Source organism: Streptomyces sp. NBRC 110035 (assembly GCF_000829695.1).
Taxonomy (GTDB): Bacteria; Actinomycetota; Actinomycetes; order Streptomycetales; family Streptomycetaceae; genus Streptomyces.
Map to the genome: position 1 here is coordinate 294,531 of NZ_BBNN01000017.1, position 20,260 is coordinate 314,790.

Below are 20,260 nucleotides of genomic sequence, written 5' to 3' on the forward strand. Positions count from 1 at the left end.
CCCCGGTCCATCGGACCGGGGCCTTGGCCGTGTGCGGGCGAAGCGTCAGAAGCGGCGCGTGATGAGCGCCCGCTTCACCTCCGCGATCGCCTTGGTGACCTCGATGCCGCGCGGGCACGCGTCCGTGCAGTTGAAGGTCGTACGGCAACGCCAGACGCCGTCACGGTCGTTGAGGATCTCCAGGCGCTGCTCGCCGGCCTCGTCGCGCGAGTCGAAGATGAACCGGTGCGCGTTGACGATGGCGGCCGGACCGAAGTACTGGCCGTCGTTCCAGAAGACCGGGCACGAGGACGTGCAGGCGGCGCACAGGATGCACTTCGTCGTGTCGTCGAAGCGCTCGCGGTCCTCGGCGGACTGCAGCCGCTCACGGGTCGGCTCGTTGGTCTCCTTCGTGATCAGGAAGGGCATCACGTCCCGGTACGCCTGGAAGAACGGCTCCATGTCCACGATCAGGTCCTTGAGGACCGTGAGGCCCTTTATCGCCTCGACCGTGATCGGCTTCTCCGGGTTGAGGTCCTTGATCAGGGTCTTGCACGCCAGACGGTTCTTGCCGTTGATCCGCATGGCGTCGGAGCCGCAGATGCCGTGGGCGCAGGAACGGCGGAAGGTCAGCGTGCCGTCCTGATTCCACTTGATCTTGTGCAGCGCGTCGAGGACACGCTCCTTGGGGTCGATCTCCAGCTGGAAGTCTTCCCAGGTCGCCTCGGCGGAGACCTCCGGGTTGAACCGGCGGATCCGGAAGGTGGCGGTGATGTACGGGGAGTCGCCGAAGCCGGGCTCGGGGGATCCGGCCGCTTCCGCCTTGTCCACAACAGGGGTAGCCATCAGTACTTACGCTCCATCGGCTGGTAGCGGGTCTGGACGACCGGCTTGTAGTCGAGCCGGACCGACTCGGAGCCGTCGTCGCCCACCTCGCGGTACGCCATGGTGTGGCGCATGAAGTTGACGTCGTCCCGGTTCGGGTAGTCCTCGCGGTAGTGGCCGCCGCGGGACTCCTTGCGGGCGAGCGCGGAGACGGCCATGACCTCGGCCAGGTCGAGCAGGTTGCCCAGCTCGATCGCCTCCAGCAGGTCCGTGTTGAACCGCTTTCCCTTGTCCTGGACGGAGACGCGCAGGTAACGCTCGCGCAGCTCGGCGATCTTCTCGACGGCCGTCTTGATCGTCTGCTCCGTGCGGAACACCATGACGTTGGCGTCCATGGTCTCCTGCAGCTCGCGGCGGATCTCCGAGACCCGCTCGGTGCCGGTGGAGGACCGCAGCCGCTCGATCTGCGCGACGACGAGGGACTCCGGGGCCTCGGGCAGCTCGACGAAGTCGGCGGTCTGCGCGTAGTCGGCGGCCGCGATGCCGGCCCGCTTGCCGAACACGTTGATGTCCAGCAGCGAGTTGGTGCCCAGCCGGTTGGCGCCGTGCACCGACACGCAGGCGACCTCGCCGGCCGCGTACAGGCCGGGGACGACGGTGGTGTTGTCCGCCAGCACCTCGCCCCGGACGTTCGTCGGGATGCCGCCCATGGCGTAGTGCGCGGTGGGCTGGATCGGGATCGGGTCCGTGTACGGCTCGATGCCCAGGTAGGTCCGCGCGAACTCCGTGATGTCGGGCAGCTTGGCGTCCAGCTGCTCCGGCGGGAGGTGGGTGAGGTCCAGGTAGACGTGGTCGCCCTCGGGACCGCAGCCGCGGCCCTCACGGATCTCCGTGTAGATGGACCGGGACACCACGTCGCGGGAGGCGAGGTCCTTCATGACCGGCGCGTACTTCTCCATGAAGCGCTCGCCGTCCTTGTTGCGCAGGATGCCGCCCTCACCGCGGGCGCCCTCCGTCAGCAGGATGCCCATGCGCCAGATGCCGGTCGGGTGGAACTGGAAGAACTCCATGTCCTCCAGCGGCAGCCCGCGCCGGTACACGGCCGCCTGGCCGTCACCGGTCAGGGTGTGCGCGTTGGACGTCACCTTGAAGAACTTGCCGTTGCCGCCGGAGGCGTAGATCACGGACTTCGCCTGGAAGACGTGGATCTCACCGGTGGCCAGCTCGTACGCCACCACACCGGCCGACTTCCTGACGCCGTCGACCTCGGTGATCAGCTGGTCCAGGACGTAGAACTCGTTGAAGAACTCCACGCCCTCCTTCACGCAGTTCTGGTACAGCGTCTGGAGGATCATGTGACCGGTGCGGTCGGCCGCGTAGCAGGAGCGGCGGACCGGGGCCTCGCCGTGGTTGCGGCTGTGACCGCCGAAGCGGCGCTGGTCGATGGTGCCGTCCGGGGTGCGGTTGAACGGCAGGCCCATCTTCTCCAGGTCGAGGACGGAGTCGATGGCCTCCTTCGCCAGGATCTCGGCGGCGTCCTGGTCGACCAGGTAGTCACCGCCCTTGACCGTGTCGAAGGTGTGCCACTCCCAGTTGTCCTCCTCCACGTTGGCCAGCGCGGCGGCCATGCCGCCCTGCGCGGCGCCCGTGTGGGAGCGCGTGGGGTAGAGCTTGGTCAGGACGGCGGTACGGCTGCGCTTCGTCGACTCGATGGCCGCGCGCATGCCCGCGCCACCGGCGCCGACGATGACGGTCTCGTACTTGTGGATCTTCATGATTCTCGCAGCCCCGTGCCTAGCGGATGTTCGGGTCGAAGGTGAAGATCACCAGCGTGCCCAGCAGGATGGTGAACACCGTGGCCGTGTAGAGCAGGCCCTTGAGCCACAGCCGGGTGTTCGCGCGTTCCGCGTAGTCGTTGATGACCGTGCGCAGGCCGTTCGCGCCGTGCAGCATCGCGAGCCACAGCATCAGCAGGTCCCAGACCTGCCAGAACGGCGAGGCCCAGCGGCCCGCCACGAAGGCGAAGCCGATCTTGGAGACGCCGCCGTCCAGGACGAGCTGGATCAGCAGGTGCCCGATGACCAGGACGACCAGGACGACGCCGGACAGGCGCATGAACAGCCAGGCGGCCATCTCGAAGTTGCCCCGGGTGGTCTTCGGGGTCTTCTTGGTCCGCTTGCGCGGGGGCTCGATGACCGGCGCCGGGTTGTCGACCGAGTAGAGCGACGCTCCCTCGACGGGGCCGATGCCCGAAGCGGTGGATTCAGTCGTGGACATGGGCGTCAGCTCCCGAACAGTTCACGAGCGGCGTGGCCGAGCACGGGGTAGATCGCCCCGAGCATCAGCACGAGCCACAGGCCGACGACGGTCCAGAGCATCTGCTTCTGGTACCGGGCGCCCTGGAGCCAGAAGTCGACGGCGATGACACGCAGGCCGTTGAGCGCGTGGAAGAGGATGGCGGCGACGAGGCCGTACTCCAGCAGCGCGACGATCGGTGTCTTGTACGTGGCCACGACGGTGTCGTAGGCCTCGGGGGACACGCGCACGAGGGCGGTGTCCAGCACGTGGACGAACAGGAAGAAGAAGATGAGGACGCCGGTGACTCGATGAGCCACCCAGGACCACATTCCTTCCCGGCCGCGGTACAGCGTTCCAGCCGGCACGGAAGTTTCCTCCGGGAGCGGGGATTGGGGCCGCGCCGGCTTTCCTTGTCGGTCGGGCCCGGCCGGGTACGGTCCACCGGCCCCCAGCATCGTAGCCACGTGTGGCCGCGAGGTGGACAGGGGCCCTGCCGCTGTGATCGAACTGGCACGCTTACGGGCTAGGAAAGCGGGCCGCGGAGCGGGCTCCGGGGAGCCGTCGAGGGGCTTTGGTGCGGCTTGGTGTCGCCTCCGGGCGGCTGCCGCGGCCCCCGAGGGGTGCGCCGTCCGTCCGTCAGCGGTCCGCGTCCGTAAGGAGGGCGGCCAGGCGGTCCTGGGCCAGACGCCGGAGTTCCTCCGCGGCGACCAGGCGTTCCTCCTCCGGATCGTTGGCCAATCGTGACCGGATGCCTTGGAGTACGTGGTCCAGCGCCTCGTCCGGCTTCAGACCGTCGAGGCAGATGACGAACGGATGTCCGAACCGGCTCCCGTAGGCCGCCTCGGCCGCGTTCAGGGCCGTGTGGGCGGAGTAGGCGTCCGCCGGGAGGCCGGGGAGGGATTCCGCGGCCGGCGCCTCGGCGCGGTCCGCGCGGGGCAGGTCGTAGGCCGCCTCGTCCGCCGCCGCCAGGAGGGATTCCAGGTCCGGGTACGGGCGGTGGGTCGCGACGCGCGCCGCCCGGCGAGGGCTGTGCAGGCAGGCCAGCAGGGCGTGCTCGGCCTCCTCGGGCGGCAGGGCGTTGAAGCGCTTCAGGCCGGACGGGACGCCGGGCGTGTCGGGCGCTCCGGGGGGTGCCGCGCGACTGTCCGGGGAGGGCGACACGGCCGGGGAGGTGCGGGAGACGGTGCGCGGGCAGCGTGGGTCCTCGGGGTGTCACGTGTGCGTCGGTGAGGGAAGAGGGCGGGAAGGGTGGGAGTGGGGTGGTGAAGGGTGTGGGAGGTGTGCCGTCACGTTGTCGAGTGAGTCGATGACGTGTCCGATCGATAGTCGAAATTCACTCGGACGGGAGAGTTTCGGAACGCCTCCTCGACATCCGTCACCCGGATGGGCCGTAGGTTGGTCGTGTGAGTCAGCACAGGCAGCACAGGCGTCCGCCCTCCGCCCGGCAAACGCGGCAGCGGCGGACGCTGGCCGTGGCCCTCGCCGCGGGTGCGCTGGTCGCGGCGTCCGGGGTGGGCATCGGCCTCTGGGCGACGTCGGGCGACGACGGAGGCCCGGCCGGTTCCGCCGCCTCCCGCTCCGCGGACGTGGCGGGCTCGCCGTCCTCCGGGACGCCCGAGCCGGGCCCCACCCGTTCCTACCCCTTGTCGAAGGCGCCCCGGACCATTCCCGCCGTCCGTGACCACAGCGCCGAGCGGGGCCCCGGCTGGCGGCCCGGGCGCGGTCACCGGGTGGTCGTCGGCGATCCGGCGCTGGCGGACGAGGGCCGCCTCATAGCCGGCGAGCTGGGCCTCGCGTACGCGGGGGAGCGGAACGACGAGCGTGCCGGGGACCTGCGCCTGGAGCTGAACGAGGGCCGGGGCGCGAACCCGGAGTCGTACACGATGACCGTGCGGGGCGGACGGGTGACCGTCAGCGCTCCCGCCGAGGCGGGCGTCTTCTACGGCACCCGCACCCTCAAGCAGCAGGTCCGCGGCGCCGGGACCGCCCCCGAGGGCGTGGTGCGCGACGAGCCGGCCAAGCAGCGGCGCGGGATGATGCTGGACATCGCCCGTAAGCACTTCACCGCCGACTGGATCGAGGACCGGGTCCGCGAGCTCGGCGACCTGAAGTACAACGAACTGGGGCTGCACTTCTCCGACGACCAGGGCTTTCGCATCGAGTCCGACGCGCACCCGGAGATCGTCTCCGACCAGCATCTGACCAAGGCGCAGGTCGAGCGGATCGTCGACCTCGCCGAGAGCCGGCACATCACCGTCGTGCCCGAGATCGACTCGCCCGGACACCTCGGCGCGGTCATCGCCGCCCACCCCGGCCTCCAGCTGCGCGACGCGGGCGGCGGGCCCGTGCGCGGCGCGATCGACATCTCCGATCCCGGGGCCGCCGAGATCGTCGACGACCTGCTGAACGAGTACGCCGGACTGTTCCCCGGCTCGCAGTGGCACCTCGGCGCAGACGAGTACCAGGCGCTGGTGGTCTCCGATCCCGAGGCGTCGTTCCCGGGCCTGGCCGCCGCCGCGCGCAAGGAGCACGGTCCCGGCGCGACCGTCGAGGACCTCGCCACGAGCTGGCTCAACGACCGCGCCGACACCGTCCGCGCCCACGACCGCACCCTCCGGGCCTGGAACGACGGCTTCTTCGAAGGCGGGTCGGTACCGGCCGCGAAGGACATCCAGGTCGCCTACTGGACCGGCAAGGAGATCGGCGCCCGGCAGCCGGCGGACTACCTGGGCGAGGGCCGCGAGGTCGTCAACTACAACGACGAGTTCCTCTACTACGTGCTCGGCGAGCCGAACGACTTCGTCTACCCGACGGGGGAGCGGATCTACGAGCAGTGGACACCGCGCGTGCTGCGCGGCACCACCGCCGTCCCCGCCCGGTACGACGGCCTGATCCTCGGCGGGTCCTTCGCCGTCTGGTGCGACCTGTCCCGTTCCCAGACACAGGACCAGGTCGCGGCCGGGATCAGGATGCCGCTGCGGGCGACCACGCAGAAGCTCTGGGACCCGGCCGAACCGGCGCTGTCCTGGGCACAGTTCCGGAGCCTGGCGGACGAGGTGGACTGAGCCCGACCCGGTGGGGCGGTTTCGGCGTCCCCCAGTCGGTACAGACGGAGGTGTGCGGGGCGGATCGCGGCGTATTCCTGCGAACCCCCGTGCGACTGTGGTCATCTTCTGCTGAGCCGAAACCAACACACCGGGGGGAATACCGGCACATGGGCTACTGGGGGTATTTCGTCGTGGGCCGTGACGAGCGGCCGCTCGCCGAACGGGACGCGCTGGCCGGCGCGCGGGGCATGACCCTGCGCACGTCGGCGCCGGGCGGATGGCAGGTCTGGGAGTACCCGAGCGGCGACGGCGGCATAGGGAACATGAACGACCTCGCCGGGGAAACCGGCGCACCCGCGCTGTTCGGCTACGTGATGGACAGCGACTGCGTGGTGGTGGAGGCGGCCGCACCGGAGAGCGGCGCCTGGACGACCTGCCTGGCGCGGTCCGCGATGGCCGGCCACCTCGGCGCCCCGGCGGCGGACGGGGGCGAGGGCGCGGCGGGCGTGGTGCAGGGAGGGCTCACACTGGAGGACTACTTCCTGGAACCCCGTGACGCAGCCGACCGGGCCGTCGCATGGGCCGCCGAGGCCGGACATACCGTGTCCGCGGAGGAACTGGTCGAGGTGCTGACCGCAGCCCCCGACCCCGTGGCCGAAACCTTGTTCTTCCGGTTGCTCGACCGGCTCGGAGTGGTGCCCCTGTGACACTCCCGGGCCGTCGCACGCAGTAAGGGCAAAGAGCGGCCTCCGTACTGGTGAGGTCCCTGAAGGGTCTTCTCGAAGGCCCGCGAAGACCCGCTGAGGGGGACGTGGATGAGCCTGGTGGAACTGATCGCGCAGGCCGACGAGCGCGCACTGGCCGCGAGCGGACTGGCTTGTTTGGATCGCTGCGTGCCGTTGCTGGGCGGTGACGACGAGACGCTGCGCCCGCTGTGGGGGAGCCTCGCCGAGGACGCCGCCGCCGAGGACTGGGCGGAGCGGCTGGAGCAGACGCGCGGCAAGCTCGCCGCGGCGGACGGCGCGGACGCCGCGGCGGCGCTCGCGTACCGGATGCTCACCACCGCCCCGGCCGGGAACTCTGCCGCCGCACTGCGGGAGTGGGCGCACGCCTGCTCGGTCTCCGCGCTGCGGATCCACCGCATCCTGGACGGTGGTGCTCCGGACGAGCACGTGGCGGACGCGATCGAGGCAGCCCGCGGGGGCCGTACGGAGGGTCTGCCGCTGTCGCCGCTCGGTGCCGCCGAACTGCGCCGCCAGATCGCCGTCCTGAAGGTCCTGGCCGGTCACGGCCCGGCCGGGCTGCGGCGCGCGATGGAGGTCTCGACGGAGGGCCGGCGCGTCCTCGTCGCGGCCCTGTCCCGCCGCAACCGCAGGGACGGCTGACCCGGGCCGCGCCGGAGCCCGGGGCAGAAGTGGCGTCGTCGTCCGCAGGGCGGCCGCGCGGCTCGCAGAGCCGGCCACCCGCCGAAACGGTGGCGCCTGTGACCGGGATGCGGCGGAGCCGGGCCGGTTCTGCGCCGGTTGCCCGTGCCCCCGCGCATCCGGGTGACGAAACCACGGGCCCGGGCGCTCTATCGGGTGTGACGACTGCGACGACTGGAACTTCTACGACCGCGACGACACGGCAGGAGACCCGGCCCTCGGCCGCGGCCAAGCCCGTGCGGTGGGCGGCGGACACCGTGACGGCGATGCGCGAAGGGGCGCGGCTGCGCCTCGACTACTCGGCGCGCAGCCTGTGGAGCGTCGACCGCGCCATCGAGGACATACGCGGGGAGGCGGCCCCGTACGCCGCCGTGGAGACGGTGCTGCGCGGGTTCGGCGCCTACGCCGGTGAGGTGATGGTGCGCCAGGCCGGCGGCGAGTGGGTGGCCTCGGGCGGCGAGTACTGGGTCCGTACTCCCGACGGCCGCTTCTGGGACCCCATGGAGGAGGCCCGCCGCTGCTACACGGCCGACGGTTCCCTGCGCCTGCTGTGCCGGGACGCGTCGAGCGGTGACCTCTGAGACGGCGGGCGGCACGCACGGGCCGCGCAGACGGCCGTGGCGGTCCGCACCGGCGGGTTCGCGGGACGCACGGGGCGGCCGGCGGGCTGTGACACTTTCGTGGCGCCGGACGCTGACGACCGTGGGGCCGTGCGGCACGACCCGACGGGGCGCGCCGCACGGCCGCGCCGCGGACCGGTACGGACGAGGACAGTTCTTGGGCAAGGGAGGGCGACCCCGCCGCGCACAGGCGCACGACGGGGAACTGGGCGCGGCCGTCGCGCGGGCCCAGGACGGTGACGAGGCCGCCTTCGCCGTGGCCTACCGGCTCGTGCAGCCCGCACTGCTCGGCTACGTGCGCGGACTGGTCGGAGACGACGCCGAGGACGTGACCTCCGACGCCTGGCTGGAGGTAGCCCGTGACCTCGGCCGGTTCAAGGGCGACGGGGCCGGGTTCCGGGGCTGGACGGCGGCCATCGCCCGGCACCGGGCACTGGACCACCTGCGCCGGCAACGGGCGCGGCCACGGCCCTCGACGCTGGAACAGGACGTGCTGAACCTCCCCGGCCCGCAGAGCACGCCCGACCAGGCGCTGGAGATTCTCTCCACCGAGCGTGCCCTGGAGCTGGTCGCCGGGCTGCCCCGGGACCAGGCCGAGGCCGTACTGCTGCGGGTGGTCGTGGGCCTCGACGGCCCCGCCGCCGCCCGCGTCCTCGGCAAGCGGCCGGGCGCGGTACGGACGGCCGTGTACCGGGGCCTGAAACGCCTGGCCGCACAGCTGGGCGGCGAGAGTGTGACGGATGCGGCCCCGCGGACGCTGGGGTGAGTCGAAGTAGCCGGTGACCAGTGACCGGGTCGGCGCGTGACGGCCGACGGAGCCGTCCGTGAAGCGCGTCGGCCCGGTGATCTGAACCGCCCGGACGCGCGGAACGTACGCGTCGGCCGGGCGGCTGCCGCCGGGCCGGGCCGGGCCGGGTGAGTGGACCGGCCGGGTCGCCCGGATCGAACGGATCGAACGGATCGAGCAGGAACGGAAACGGACATGGGTGAACGGAGGAACGACGGCGGGACGCCCGGCCGTCGGCGTGTGCACCCTGATGAGGGCACGTCGCAGGGCCACCGCACGGCCGGACCGGACCGCCCGGGTTCCGGTTCCGCCTCCGCTCGGCATCCTGCCCGTGACGCCGTCACCCCCGACACCGCCGGCCTCGAGGCCCTGCTCGCCGACGCCCTGGTCCAGGACGTGGTCGACGCCGGGGCCGAGCAGCGGGCGGTGACCGCGTTCCGGGAGGCGCGGGACGCGGCCACGCGTTCCACCCGCACCCGGCGTCGCGACGACTGGCGTCCCCGGGGGCGCCTCGGCCGCCTCTCGGTGAAGGCCACCCTCTCCGTCCTGATCGCCGGCCTCGGCCTGGGCGGGGTCGCCGTCGCGGGGATCGGTGCGGCCGGGCCGTCGGACGGTTCCCGGGACGGCGGGGGCCGCCCCACGGCACCGGCCGACACCTCCGCGGTGTCCGGGGCCCCGTCCGCCGACCGGTCCTCCGACACTGATGCCGATGTCGACCCGGACCCCGGCTCCGGCCCCGCCGCCACGGAGAGCGCCCTCCTGCCCCGGGAGACCGGGGCTCACTGCCGCGCGTACGAGAAGCTCGGGGAACGCGGCAGGGCGCTCGACTCGACCGCCTGGAAGCGGCTCGTCGAGGCGGCGGGCGGCGCGGCGAACATCGACGCGTACTGCGCCGGGCGGGTCGGTCCGGCGACGGGCGAGGCGGAGCCCGCCGGCACCGGTGCGCCGGAGGCCCGGACCGACGGCGCGGGAGGAACCGGGAGCAGCCCTTCGAGCGGAGCGGGCAACTCCGGCAACGACACCGGTGGTTCGGGTAACGGCGCGAGCGGGCGTCAGAGCGCGTCCGCCCGGCCGGGCGGCGAGGAGAAGCCGTAGACCACGGCTGCCGAGGCAACGGCCGAGGCCGCCACCCCCCACAGGAGAGGCCCCGGCCGTCGCGCGGCACGGACCGCGCGGCGGTCCGTAACTCCTCCAGCGCCATGCGTGCGTTTTCTGTCACACCGCCCGGTCACAGCTTTGTTGAATCACGCACGGAAACATGGACGGACATGGACGGGGAGAGGTTTGAGGTCGTAACGTGCCTTTCGCGCCAGGCTGCGACGGAAACATGACCACGATCCGCTCGCGGCCGGAGACCGCAACCATCAAGTGAGGGACCACGACGGCGAGAACCCGGTCCGCGAGAGCGGCGCCGGCTGAGGCGCAAAGAGGGTGCGCGGTGCTGGGGGACGACGCGGAGCTGACGGCCGCGGTGGGGGCGGCACAGGACGGGGACGAGACCGCGTTCCGGACGGTGTACCGGGCCGTGCACCCACGGCTGCTGGGGTACGTACGCACGCTGGTCGGTGAGCTCGACGCCGAGGACGTGACGTCCGAGGCGTGGCTGCAGATCGCCCGGGACCTGCAGCGGTTCAGCGGTGACGCGGACCGGTTCCGCGGCTGGGCCGCCCGGATCGCCCGCAACCGTGCCCTCGACCACATCCGCATGCGGGGGCGCCGCCCCGCGATCGGCGGCGACGAGGGCGAGCTGAACGGGCGGCCCGCCGAGTCCGACACCGCCGACCAGGCCATTGAGGCGATGGCCACCGACGGCGCCTTCGCCCTCATCTCCCGGCTGCCGCAGGACCAGGCCGAGGCCGTCGTCCTGCGGGTGGTCGTGGGCCTCGACGCGAAGACCGCCGCCGCCGCACTGGGCAAACGGCCGGGCGCCGTGCGCACGGCCGCGCACCGGGGGCTGAGGCGGCTGGCTGAGATACTCGACGGCGATCCGGAGGCGTATCCGGAATCCGCGGGGGTGCTCGACGCCCTCCCGCCCCCGAGAGAACCACGCAGCCCTGCGGTGACGTCCGCGAGTGTGACGCATGTGCGAGCGCGGACGCAGAAGGACATGTGATGGCCGACGAGCAGCACAGGTGGCTGGACCGCGAAACGGCGGAGCGACTGCTGGGCGGAGAGTCACCCGAAGCTGTCGACCCGGTCGGCCGGGAACAGGCCGAACGGCTCGCGCGCGTCCTCGGTGCCCTGTCCGCCCCACCCCCGCCGGCCGGCGGGGAACTCCCCGGTGAGGCCGCCGCACTGGCCGTTTTCCGCACGGTCCGCGAGGAGCGGGCGGAACAGGCCGCGCAGGACACCGACGGGGGACTGGTCGGCATCGCTGTCCCGCCCGCGGGCCGTCCCGGGGCCGAGCGCGGACCCTGCTGGGCGCGCCCGGCGCGCTTCGGGCTGGCCGCCGCGCTGACCGTGGGCATGGTCGGCGGTGCCGCGGTCCTGGCCGGTACCGGGGTCCTGCCGGCACCGTCCGGAGTCTCCGGCCCCGCCGCCACGGCCACGGCCACCACCTCACCCGAACGCCCCCTGCCGCCGAGGTCGGAGAGGGACGCGCCGGGCGGCGCCAGGCCCGGGGACGGCGATCCGGACAAGCCGTCCGGGGACGCCGACGGTGGTACCGGACAGCAGGACGGACCGGGCACCGGCGTCGACGAGGACGGCGGCGTGACGGAGCCCGGTATGAAGACCGACGATCCCGCGGCCGGGAACGGCCGCGGGAAACAGATCGCCTCGGCCTGCCGTGCCTTGCGTGACGGCCGCAAGCTCCCGGGCAGCCGCAAGCGCCTGCTGGAGGACGCGGCGGGCGGCTTTGTCCATGTCGGGCCGTACTGCGAGAACGTCCTGGCCGCCCACGGCGCCGGAGCCGACACGGGCACCGGCGCCGGCCCCGACTCCGGTTCCGGCTCCACGGCGAAGAGTGACGGGGGCGGCGACACCGGCACCGGCGACGGCGGCACCGAGGGCGCGGCGAACGGCGACAACGGGAACGGGAAGGGCAACGCGACCGGCAACGCCGATGCCGACGGGAACGCCAACGGTGACGAGGGCAGGGGCGGAAAGAACGGCAAGGGCGCCGAAACATCCGGCTGACCTGCGGCTTTACGGGCGTTCGGGAGGTCCGCGTCGCCAGGTGTGACGTTTTCGGCCACCGGGGCGCAGTACTGGGTGAGCCGACTGGTCATCGGCTTCTGCACGGAGCCGGGGTTCCCCCCGTACCTGCGGCCCGTGCACTCGGCGCGGGCGGGACACGTTCCCCCGGTCCCGCCCGCGCCCTTCCCCCGTCACCCCTCTGATGCCGCCGGCTGTCCGCGCGGCGCGGCTCACCAGTGGACGACGACCTTGTCGCCGTTGCGCACCTGCTCGTACAGCCCGGCGATGGCCGCCTCGTCCCGCACGTTGACGCAGCCGTGCGAGGACCCGGCGTAGCCCCGCGCGGCGAAGTCGGCCGAGAAGTGCACGGCCTGGCCGCCGCTGAAGAACATGGCGTACGGCATCGGTGAGTCGTAGAGCGTGGACACGTGGTCGCGGGACTTCCAGTAGACCTCGAAGACACCGTCGCGCGTCGGTGTGGGCTCGGAGCCGAAGCGGACGGGCAGCGTCGTCAGGGTCCGCCCGTCGATCATCCAGCGCAGGGTACGGCTGGACTTGCTGATGCACAGCACGCGTCCCGTCCGGCAGCGCGCGTCGGGAGCGGCGGCGGGCTGGCCGCCCATCAGGTACAGCTCCCAGCGGCCCGGCTCGCGCGTCATGCCGAGCAGCCGCTGCCAGGTGACGGTGTCGGTCCGCCCGGTCCGCGGCAGCCCCCGCTTGCCCTGGAACCCCTCGACGGCCTCCCGCGTGGCACCGTCGTACGTCCCGGTGGGCCCGTCGAACAGCCAGGCGACCTGACGCAGCCGCGCCTGGAGCTCGCGGATGTCACGCCCCGAGTCGCCGGGGGCCCACAGCACCCGGGCCGGCGGCCGGGCAGGCACGCTCTCCGGCCGGTCACCGGCGCCGGAACCCCCGCCGCCGTCGTCGTCGGCCGCGGACCCGGAACCGCTGCCGGAACCCCCGCCGTCGTCGTCGGCCTCGGAACCGCTGCCGGAACCCCCGCCGTCGTCGTCGGCCTCGGACCCGGAACCGCTGCCGGAACCGGAACCGGACCCGGACCCGTCGTCGGACCCGGACCCGTCGTCGGACCCGGAACCGGAGGGCGGCCGGTACACCGACGGCGTGCCGCTCGGCAGTTCGATGCGCACAGGTGACCGCCCGTTGCCGTCCGCGTCGACGGGCTGCACGGTGCAGCCCACCGCGCCCCCGGCCAGCGCGGCCAGCGCCACGCCCGCGGCGACGGCCCTCGCCGCCGCACCCGTGCCCGGCCGCGGCCGGGTCCCCGCCGACGCCCGCGCCCTCGTCCTCGTCCTCGTGCCCGTAGTACGCACGCGAGCCCCCTCGCCTCACCGGCCCCTGCGGGCCGTCACCCGAGATGCTCCCCGACGTGACCACTCCCGAACCAGGGGGCATGGTGGTCAGTGACAGGCGGACGGCGGCGGAGGCGAGCGCTGTGAGCGGGGTCCCACCGACCCTGTGAGGAAGGTCCCAGCGTGCGCCCCTGCACCGGGTCGCACCCCCACGACTACAGTCCGTCGAGGGGCCGGGTCCGTACCGGCGGGCAGTCGGTCGGTACGGGTGAGCACCTGACGGGCACCTGACCTGACGTGAACGGGCAAGCAGCCGAGCAGCGCTGCTCAGCGGGAGGCATCACACCATGGCACGCGAGTCGGGCAGTGCCCGATCCACCGAGAGCGGACTGCCCATCGAACCGGTCTACGGGCCGGAGTCCCTCGAGGGCTGGGACCCGGCCGAGCAGTTGGGCGAGCCGGGGAAGTTCCCGTTCACCCGGGGCGTGTACCCGACGATGTACACGGGCCGGCCGTGGACGATGCGCCAGTACGCCGGGTTCGGCACGGCGAGCGAGTCCAACGCCCGCTACAAGCAGCTGATCGCCAACGGCACGATGGGCCTGTCGGTCGCCTTCGACCTGCCCACCCAGATGGGCCACGACTCCGACGCCCCGATCGCCTCGGGCGAGGTCGGCAAGGTGGGCGTGGCCATCGACTCGATCGACGACATGCGGGTGCTGTTCGGCGGGATCCCGCTGGACAAGGTCTCGACGTCGATGACGATCAACGCCCCGGCCTCCCTGTTGCTGCTGCTGTACCAACTCGTCGCCGAGGAACAGGGCGTCAGCGCCGACCGGTTGACGGGCACGATCCAGAACGACGTGCTCAAGGAGTACATCGCGCGCGGGACGTACATCTTCCCGCCCAAGCCGTCCCTGCGCCTGATCGCGGACATCTTCAAGTACTGCCGGGCCGAGATCCCGAAGTGGAACACGATCTCGATCTCCGGCTACCACATGGCCGAGGCCGGCGCGTCCCCGGCGCAGGAGATCGCCTTCACCCTCGCCGACGGCATCGAGTACGTGCGGACCGCGGTCGCGGCCGGCATGGACGTCGACGACTTCGCCCCCCGCCTGTCGTTCTTCTTCGTCGCCCGCACGACGATCCTGGAGGAGGTCGCCAAGTTCCGCGCGGCCCGCCGGATCTGGGCCCGGGTGATGAGGGAGGAGTTCGGGGCGGAGAACCCCAAGTCGCTGATGCTGCGCTTCCACACGCAGACGGCCGGCGTGCAGCTGACCGCCCAGCAGCCCGAGGTGAACCTGGTGCGCGTCGCCGTCCAGGGCCTGGCCGCCGTCCTGGGCGGCACCCAGTCCCTGCACACCAACTCCTTCGACGAGGCCATCGCGCTGCCCACCGACAAGAGCGCCCGCCTGGCCCTGCGCACCCAGCAGGTCCTCGCCTACGAGACGGACGTGACCGCGACCGTCGACCCGTTCGCCGGCTCCTACGTCGTCGAGAGGATGACCGACGAGGTGGAGGCCGCGGCACGGGAACTGATGGACAAGGTCGAGGATCTCGGCGGCGCGGTCAACGCCATCGAACACGGCTTCCAGAAGAGCGAGATCGAACGCTCCGCCTACCGCATCGCCCAGGAGACCGACTCGGGTGAACGCGTCGTGGTCGGTGTCAACCGCTACCAGCTCGAGACCGAGGAACCCTACGAGCCCCTCCGCGTCGACCCGGCCATCGAGGCCCAGCAGGCCCAACGCCTGGCCGCACTCCGCGCGGAGCGCGACCAGCGGGCCGTCGACAACGCCCTGACCGCCCTGAAGAAGGCCGCCGAGGGCGAGGACAACGTCCTCTACCCCATGAAGGACGCCCTGCGCGCCCGCGCCACCGTCGGCGAGGTCTGCAACGCACTGCGCGAGGTCTGGGGGACGTACGTGCCTTCGGACGCCTTCTGACATGGTCGGGGCTTACGCCGAGGCGGGCATTCCGGTCCACCTCGTCGCGGATCGTCACCACGACCAGGTCCTGCTCCACACCGACCCGGAGGACGGCACGTGTCCCGACCCCCGGCACGTCGAGCGGGGCCGGTCCGTCCCCGCCCCGGGGTCCGTGGGGACCACCCTCGACCTGTCCGTCGCCATCCTCCTGGACGGCGACGACTGACCGACCCCCGTACAGTCGAGCCGGAGTGCCGCACCCCTGTGCGACACTCCCTCCATGTTCGGCGTCATCGACCTCCCCACCTACCTGGCCGGCCTGATCCTCATCGTGCTGCTGCCCGGCCCCAACTCCCTGTACGTCCTGTCCGTCGCCGCCCGGCGCGGGGTGCGGGTCGGCTACAGGGCGGCGGCCGGGGTGTGGTGCGGGGACGCCGTGCTGATGACCCTGTCCGCGGCGGGCGTCGCCTCGCTGCTCCAGGCGAACGCCGTGCTGTTCGGCATCGTGAAGTACGCGGGCGCCGGCTATCTGACGTGGCTCGCGGTCGGCATGCTGCGCGCGGCCTGGGGCATGTGGCGGACCCGGCGGGAACAGAGCGCCCTGGAGAGCGCCTCCCAGGCGGTTCGGGCCGACGCGGCCCCCGGGGAACGGCCGTACCGCAGGGCGCTGGTCATCAGCCTGCTCAACCCGAAGGCGATCCTGTTCTTCGTCTCCTTCTTCGTGCAGTTCGTCGACCCGGCCTACGCCTACCCGGCGCTCTCCTTCGTGGTCCTCGGCATCCTCGCCCAGATCGCCAGCGTCCTCTACCTGAGCGCCCTCATATTCGGCGGCACCCGGCTCGCCGCCGCCTTCCGCCGCCGCCGGGCCCTGTCGGCGGGCGCCACCTCGGCGGCGGGCGTCCTGTTCCTGGGCTTCGCGGCGAAGCTGTCCCTGGCGGCGTGAGACCGGCGACCCGGTTTCTCCACCACGGGGATGCCGGAGAGCCGGGCCGGCCGCGGCAGTTCCGGGGCGCTGCTTGTCCCCGTTCGGGAACGGGTGGCGGCTACTTGGACGTGACGATCTCGACGAGGACGTGCCGGCGGCCCTCCGGGTCGGCGGCCTCCCCCACGGGGGCGAAGGAGTTGGGATCCACCTCGTACTGGTGTTCCTCGTCCTCGACGGTGGTGTGCAGGTCGGCCTGGTACGCGTTGGTCTGCACGCCGTAGACGGCCGGCAGTTCCAGGCTCAGGTAGCCGCTGTCGCCCGTGGTGCGGAAACAGACGGTGCTGTTGTTGCGCGTGTAGACCTTCAACAGCCCCGTCCCGCTGTCACACGCGGCGAGAACGATGTGCCCGTCCCCCCGCTTGAGCAGGATGCCCTGCTCCTCGAGGATCTTGTCGGCCTGCGGGTACGCGAAGTCCTCGACGGCGTACCCCGGGTCCCCCTCCGCCACCGCGGCCATCGGCGGCGCCTCCTGCCCGCCCGGTCCCAAGCCGGAGAGCCCCGCACCCAGCCCCAGGACGGCCGCCCCGGCCGCCGTGCACGACAGCAGTGTCCGCGTAACGCGTTTCCTCATCCTCTTCCTCACATGGTTGTACACCCCAGGGAACCTGAAGAGATCTGTGGTCCCGTCAGATCTAAAGCTTTCAGCTGCCGTCTGTCCACACGAAGGTGTCCGACATTCACGTTAAAAACGCATTGCGTGCAGTGAGGTGAGTGAATTTCCGTGAGTTTCCCGCCGAACCTCGTGGTGGGGCGGGAAAAGTTTATTCGCCGGAGAGGGCGGTCTTTCCGCTTGTTGGCGGGGTGTGACCGGGGTCGAGGCTGCGGAGTCGGCCCGCGTTCGGCTCCCGGTCGACTTCATGGCTGGTGGCGGTGTGGGCGCCGCTGCGCCGCCGATGTCTGAACGTACGGAAAATGCAGGGTGAAGGAAAAGGGGAATCCCGGTTTCCTCGAGGGTGGGAAGCGCTCGTTTTTTTATTTCCGCCCGCAGGTCGCCGCCCGGATGATCTAGTGCGTGAAGTGTCCGAACCGCCTGTCGCAACAGCGGCACCGGGGCGGCGCCGGTGCCGAGTCCGGGGAACGTGACAGCACCGGCGGCTCCTGGTCCTCGGCGGGCGGGGAGGAACGGTCCGACACCTGGGAAGGCGGTCGACGATCTGTGACAGGGGCGAAAGCGTGAGCAGGAGAACGAGATGCGGGTCCTGGCTCGCCGGGGTGCTGGTCGTGGCGGGAACGCTCGTCGCGGGTCCGGCGCAGGCGACGGTGGGCGACCCGGCCGGCGGCGGGGAGAAGGCCTACGTCGCGAGAATCGAGATGGGTGAGGCGGACCGAGCCTGCTCCGGGGCGCTCGTGGAGGAGCGGTGGATCGTCACGGCGGCGAGCTGCTTCGCCGACGACCCCGCCCGGTACGCGTCGGTCGCCGCCGGTGCGCCTCCCCTCCCCACCGAAGCCATCATCGGACGCGCCGACCTGACGTCCACGTCCGGCCAGGTCCGGGACATCGTGGAACTGGTGCCCCGCGCTGATCGCGATCTGGTGCTGGCGCGGTTGTCCTCGCCGGTGCGGGACATCGCTCCCGTGCCTCTCGGCGCTGTGGCCCCCGCCGTGGGAGAGCCGTTGTCCGTGGCTGGATACGGCCGCACCAAGGACGAGTGGGCGCCCACCCGGCTGCATGTCGGCACGTTCTCCGTCACCGGCACCCGGGAAGCGGAGCTGGACATCGAGGGCCGGGAAGGCGCCGCGGTGTGCAAGGGCGACGCGGGCGGCCCGGCCGTCCGTTCCGGCAGCGAGGGGGACGAGCTCGTCGCTGTCAGCAGCCGTTCATGGCAAGGCGGATGCTTCGGCTCCGAGGAGACCCGCCTCGGCGCGGTGGAGACCCGGCTGGACGACATCGCGGACTGGATCGGCGTCCGGGTCGCCCGCTGGTCGCTGAAGGCACAGGCGAACGGCAAGTACGTGTCCGCCGCGGTGACCGCCACCGGCGAGAACGAGGGCAGGCTGCGGGCACGCAGTGACACGGTGGCGGGTTGGGAACAGTTCACGTTCCACACCCGTGACGACGGAGCGACGGTGGCGCTCCGGTCGGAGGCCAGCCGTCTCTTCGTCGCCACCGAGCTCAACCGGACCGGTGCCCACGAGGGGATGCTGCGCGCCCGCAGCGAGTCCGTCACCGGAGGGTGGGAGTCGTACACGCTGGTACCTCAGGGAGACCGGAAGTACGCCCTGCAGTCGCGGGCCAACGGCAAGTACGTCGTGACCGAGGCCAACTACACGGGTGAGGACGCGGGCCAGTTGCGAGCCCGCTCGGACAGCGTCGCCGGTGGCTGGGAGCGCTTCACGCTGGAGCACGCCGACAACTTCCGTGTCGCGGGGGCCGCCCCGGTGGATTTGTCTCCTCTGCCTCTGAGCTGATTCCGCGCGTTGTCACGGGCGTGGAACGGGCGGCGGACCCGGCGCGCGGGAGCGACCCTCCTGCGCACGCCGGGTCCGCTCCGGATCGGGGCCGGTGCCTCGGCCGGATCCGGCCGAGCGGGCGAAGCGGCCGCCGACCGGGACACGCACCGATTCCTCGCGGCGCAGGGGGGACTCGCCGTACAGGCCCGCGGACCCCAGGTGTTCAGGCAGCCCTGGACAGCAGCTCGGGGGATGACCGGGACAGCCGTGCCCGGATCCTCGGCGTCAGCGTCTCCTCCACGTACCGGTTCAGCAGCCGGGCCAGCAGCAGCATCGCCACGACGGTCAGGGCGAAGGTCTCCGCCGAGCCGAGGCCGAGGCCGCGGTGGAGGCCGTGGATGACCACCCAGCCCAGGTGTTCGTGGACCAGGTAGAACGGGTACGTGAGGGCGCCCGCGACGGTCAGCCAGCGCCAGTTCGCCCAGCTCAGCCAGCCCAGCGCGATGGCGGCGACGGCGACGAAGCCGAGCGTGACGATCAGGATGATGCCGAACGAGGTCCGGTGGGAGAAGGCGTCCGCGCTCGGCGCGTGCCACAGGTCCTGGACCGCGTAGCGCTGGCCGATCAGCCAGCTCACCCCGACGATGCCCCAGGCGTACGCGTCCTTGCGGTCGCGGTGGACGAGGTACAGGCCGATGCCCCCGACGAAGAACGGCGCGTACTCCGGCATGAGGACGAGGTCGAGCAGCGGCTCGTTCGCGGCGTCGGCGATCGCGGCGGCCATGGTCCACACCGCGCAGAACAGGATCACCCGCTGCCGGCTCGCCCCGGGCATCACCACGAACAGGGCGAACAGCGCGTAGAAGCGGATCTCCACCCACAGGGTCCAGCACACCCCCAGCACCCGGTCCGCGCCGAGCGGCTGCTGGAGCATCGTCAGGTTCACCAGCGCGTCGCTCGGCGAGACCGCCTCGTAGACGACCACCGGCAGCGCGAACACCGCCGTCACGAGGAGGACCGCCGCCCAGTAGGCGGGCAGCAGCCGGGAGGCGCGGGAGGCGAAGAACGACCTCAGCGGCCTGCCCCAGCCGCTCATGCAGATGACGAACCCGCTGATCACGAAGAAGACCTGGACGCCGAGACAGCCGTACGCGAAGTACTCGTGCAGGGTGGGGAACTGGTCTTTCGGGGAGCTTCCCCAGGCGGTGGTGACGTCGCCGCCGCGACCGCCGTAGTGGTAGGCGGCCACCATCAGCGCGGCGACCAGACGCAGTCCGTCCAGGGCCCGCAGACGGGGGCGGACGCGTGGCTTCCCCGGCTCCGCCCGCCGGGTCTCTTCGGGTGTCGGACGGGCGAGCGTGCTGGTCAAGGAAACCCCTGTGCTCCATGATTCCGGCCGGCTTCGGCCGCGGGTATGTCAGCACGTTAGTCCGACGGGTGGAGAGCAATCGAACGCCAGGCCAACGATTTCCCGTCCAGTAGAGACGAGTTCACCTGGATGTCGTTTTGGCTTTCTAAAATCTCCTGG

20 protein-coding genes are annotated in these 20,260 nt (G+C 71.9%); 12 read left to right on the top strand and 8 right to left on the bottom strand.

Annotated elements, in window-relative coordinates; all coding sequences use genetic code 11:
- Window positions 1-45: 45 nt before the first annotated feature.
- The 5 genes from TU30_RS05875 to TU30_RS05895 form a co-directional block, all read right to left on the bottom strand.
- Entirely contained in the window at window positions 46-825 is a 780-nt protein-coding gene (locus TU30_RS05875; RefSeq protein WP_042165365.1) for a succinate dehydrogenase iron-sulfur subunit, read from the bottom strand.
- The gene (gene sdhA / locus TU30_RS05880) at window positions 825-2,579 is read right to left on the bottom strand and encodes a succinate dehydrogenase flavoprotein subunit (RefSeq protein WP_042165368.1); all 1,755 of its coding nucleotides are present in this window, start codon (window positions 2,577-2,579) and stop codon (window positions 825-827) included. The genes TU30_RS05875 and sdhA overlap by 1 nt, the downstream gene beginning before the upstream one ends.
- Window positions 2,580-2,598: 19 nt before the next feature.
- Complete coding sequence (locus TU30_RS05885) at window positions 2,599-3,081, bottom strand: succinate dehydrogenase hydrophobic membrane anchor subunit (protein ID WP_042165370.1); 483 nt, start codon at window positions 3,079-3,081, stop codon at window positions 2,599-2,601.
- A gap of 5 nt (window positions 3,082-3,086) precedes the next feature.
- Entirely contained in the window at window positions 3,087-3,467 is a 381-nt protein-coding gene (gene sdhC / locus TU30_RS05890; protein ID WP_078878133.1) for a succinate dehydrogenase, cytochrome b556 subunit, read from the bottom strand.
- Window positions 3,468-3,738: 271 nt separating this feature from the next.
- Window positions 3,739-4,263 (bottom strand): 2-oxo-4-hydroxy-4-carboxy-5-ureidoimidazoline decarboxylase, encoded by a 525-nt coding sequence (locus TU30_RS05895; RefSeq protein WP_042165376.1) that lies wholly within the window; start codon window positions 4,261-4,263, stop codon window positions 3,739-3,741.
- A 305-nt stretch (window positions 4,264-4,568) separates the two neighbouring features.
- Between TU30_RS05895 and TU30_RS05900 the strand changes: the two genes are divergently transcribed.
- The 8 genes from TU30_RS05900 (at window position 4,569) to TU30_RS05935 (ending at window position 12,118) form a co-directional block, all read left to right on the top strand.
- The gene (locus TU30_RS05900; RefSeq protein ID WP_042165661.1) at window positions 4,569-6,167 is read left to right on the top strand and encodes a glycoside hydrolase family 20 protein; all 1,599 of its coding nucleotides are present in this window, start codon (window positions 4,569-4,571) and stop codon (window positions 6,165-6,167) included.
- Window positions 6,168-6,316: 149 nt separating this feature from the next.
- Entirely contained in the window at window positions 6,317-6,856 is a 540-nt protein-coding gene (locus TU30_RS05905; RefSeq protein ID WP_042165379.1) for a hypothetical protein, read from the top strand.
- 108 nt (window positions 6,857-6,964) lie between these two features.
- Complete coding sequence (locus TU30_RS05910) at window positions 6,965-7,534, top strand: hypothetical protein (RefSeq protein ID WP_042165381.1); 570 nt, start codon at window positions 6,965-6,967, stop codon at window positions 7,532-7,534.
- 197 nt (window positions 7,535-7,731) lie between these two features.
- Window positions 7,732-8,154, top strand: a complete 423-nt coding sequence (locus TU30_RS05915; protein WP_042165383.1) for a hypothetical protein — start codon at window positions 7,732-7,734, stop codon at window positions 8,152-8,154.
- A gap of 196 nt (window positions 8,155-8,350) precedes the next feature.
- The gene (locus tag TU30_RS05920) at window positions 8,351-8,959 is read left to right on the top strand and encodes an RNA polymerase sigma factor (RefSeq protein WP_042165384.1); all 609 of its coding nucleotides are present in this window, start codon (window positions 8,351-8,353) and stop codon (window positions 8,957-8,959) included.
- A 216-nt stretch (window positions 8,960-9,175) separates the two neighbouring features.
- Window positions 9,176-10,075: a hypothetical protein gene (locus TU30_RS05925; RefSeq protein WP_052479749.1), complete on the top strand. Its 900-nt coding sequence runs from the start codon at window positions 9,176-9,178 to the stop codon at window positions 10,073-10,075.
- Between the two features lie 343 nt (window positions 10,076-10,418).
- Window positions 10,419-11,093: an RNA polymerase sigma factor gene (locus TU30_RS05930; RefSeq protein WP_042165385.1), complete on the top strand. Its 675-nt coding sequence runs from the start codon at window positions 10,419-10,421 to the stop codon at window positions 11,091-11,093.
- Window positions 11,093-12,118 carry a hypothetical protein gene (locus TU30_RS05935; RefSeq protein ID WP_042165386.1) on the top strand — a complete coding sequence of 342 codons (1,026 nt, stop codon included), beginning with the start codon at window positions 11,093-11,095 and terminating at the stop codon, window positions 12,116-12,118. The genes TU30_RS05930 and TU30_RS05935 overlap by 1 nt, the downstream gene beginning before the upstream one ends.
- A gap of 230 nt (window positions 12,119-12,348) precedes the next feature.
- Here the strand turns inward: TU30_RS05935 and TU30_RS05940 are convergent, their stop codons facing one another.
- The gene (locus tag TU30_RS05940; protein ID WP_042165668.1) at window positions 12,349-13,341 is read right to left on the bottom strand and encodes a L,D-transpeptidase family protein; all 993 of its coding nucleotides are present in this window, start codon (window positions 13,339-13,341) and stop codon (window positions 12,349-12,351) included.
- A 434-nt stretch (window positions 13,342-13,775) separates the two neighbouring features.
- Between TU30_RS05940 and TU30_RS05945 the strand changes: the two genes are divergently transcribed.
- The 3 genes from TU30_RS05945 to leuE are packed head-to-tail and all read left to right on the top strand — an operon-like array spanning window position 13,776 to window position 16,299.
- A complete protein-coding gene (locus TU30_RS05945; RefSeq protein ID WP_042165388.1) occupies window positions 13,776-15,374 on the top strand; it encodes a methylmalonyl-CoA mutase in 1,599 nt (532 codons plus the stop codon).
- Window position 15,375: 1 nt separating this feature from the next.
- The gene (locus tag TU30_RS05950) at window positions 15,376-15,582 is read left to right on the top strand and encodes a hypothetical protein (protein WP_052479750.1); all 207 of its coding nucleotides are present in this window, start codon (window positions 15,376-15,378) and stop codon (window positions 15,580-15,582) included.
- Window positions 15,583-15,636: 54 nt separating this feature from the next.
- Entirely contained in the window at window positions 15,637-16,299 is a 663-nt protein-coding gene (gene leuE, locus TU30_RS05955; protein WP_042165390.1) for a leucine efflux protein LeuE, read from the top strand.
- A gap of 100 nt (window positions 16,300-16,399) precedes the next feature.
- Here the strand turns inward: leuE and TU30_RS05960 are convergent, their stop codons facing one another.
- Window positions 16,400-16,912 carry a hypothetical protein gene (locus TU30_RS05960; protein ID WP_234307786.1) on the bottom strand — a complete coding sequence of 171 codons (513 nt, stop codon included), beginning with the start codon at window positions 16,910-16,912 and terminating at the stop codon, window positions 16,400-16,402.
- 602 nt (window positions 16,913-17,514) lie between these two features.
- Here TU30_RS05960 and TU30_RS36950 point away from each other — a divergent pair.
- Window positions 17,515-18,750 carry a trypsin-like serine protease gene (locus tag TU30_RS36950; RefSeq protein ID WP_078878135.1) on the top strand — a complete coding sequence of 412 codons (1,236 nt, stop codon included), beginning with the start codon at window positions 17,515-17,517 and terminating at the stop codon, window positions 18,748-18,750.
- A 205-nt stretch (window positions 18,751-18,955) separates the two neighbouring features.
- On the opposite strand, the gene TU30_RS05970 is transcribed toward TU30_RS36950, so the two are convergent.
- Window positions 18,956-20,101, bottom strand: a complete 1,146-nt coding sequence (locus TU30_RS05970; protein ID WP_042165394.1) for an acyltransferase — start codon at window positions 20,099-20,101, stop codon at window positions 18,956-18,958.
- Window positions 20,102-20,260: the final 159 nt, after the last annotated feature.

Excerpts from the sequence above, each read along its gene's own strand:
- TU30_RS05905 (WP_042165379.1), top strand. The coding sequence starts at position 6,317 with ATGGGCTACTGGGGGTATTTCGTCGTGGGCCGTGACGAGCGGCCGCTC.
- TU30_RS05945 (WP_042165388.1), top strand. The coding sequence starts at position 13,776 with ATGGCACGCGAGTCGGGCAGTGCCCGATCCACCGAGAGCGGACTGCCC.
- sdhA (WP_042165368.1), bottom strand. The coding sequence starts at position 2,579 with ATGAAGATCCACAAGTACGAGACCGTCATCGTCGGCGCCGGTGGCGCG.
- TU30_RS05950 (WP_052479750.1), top strand. The coding sequence starts at position 15,376 with ATGGTCGGGGCTTACGCCGAGGCGGGCATTCCGGTCCACCTCGTCGCG.
- TU30_RS05885 (WP_042165370.1), bottom strand. The coding sequence starts at position 3,081 with ATGTCCACGACTGAATCCACCGCTTCGGGCATCGGCCCCGTCGAGGGA.
- TU30_RS05935 (WP_042165386.1), top strand. The coding sequence starts at position 11,093 with ATGGCCGACGAGCAGCACAGGTGGCTGGACCGCGAAACGGCGGAGCGA.
- TU30_RS05875 (WP_042165365.1), bottom strand. The coding sequence starts at position 825 with ATGGCTACCCCTGTTGTGGACAAGGCGGAAGCGGCCGGATCCCCCGAG.
- leuE (WP_042165390.1), top strand. The coding sequence starts at position 15,637 with ATGTTCGGCGTCATCGACCTCCCCACCTACCTGGCCGGCCTGATCCTC.
- TU30_RS05925 (WP_052479749.1), top strand. The coding sequence starts at position 9,176 with ATGGGTGAACGGAGGAACGACGGCGGGACGCCCGGCCGTCGGCGTGTG.
- TU30_RS05910 (WP_042165381.1), top strand. The coding sequence starts at position 6,965 with ATGAGCCTGGTGGAACTGATCGCGCAGGCCGACGAGCGCGCACTGGCC.
- TU30_RS05960 (WP_234307786.1), bottom strand. The coding sequence starts at position 16,912 with ATGAGGAAACGCGTTACGCGGACACTGCTGTCGTGCACGGCGGCCGGG.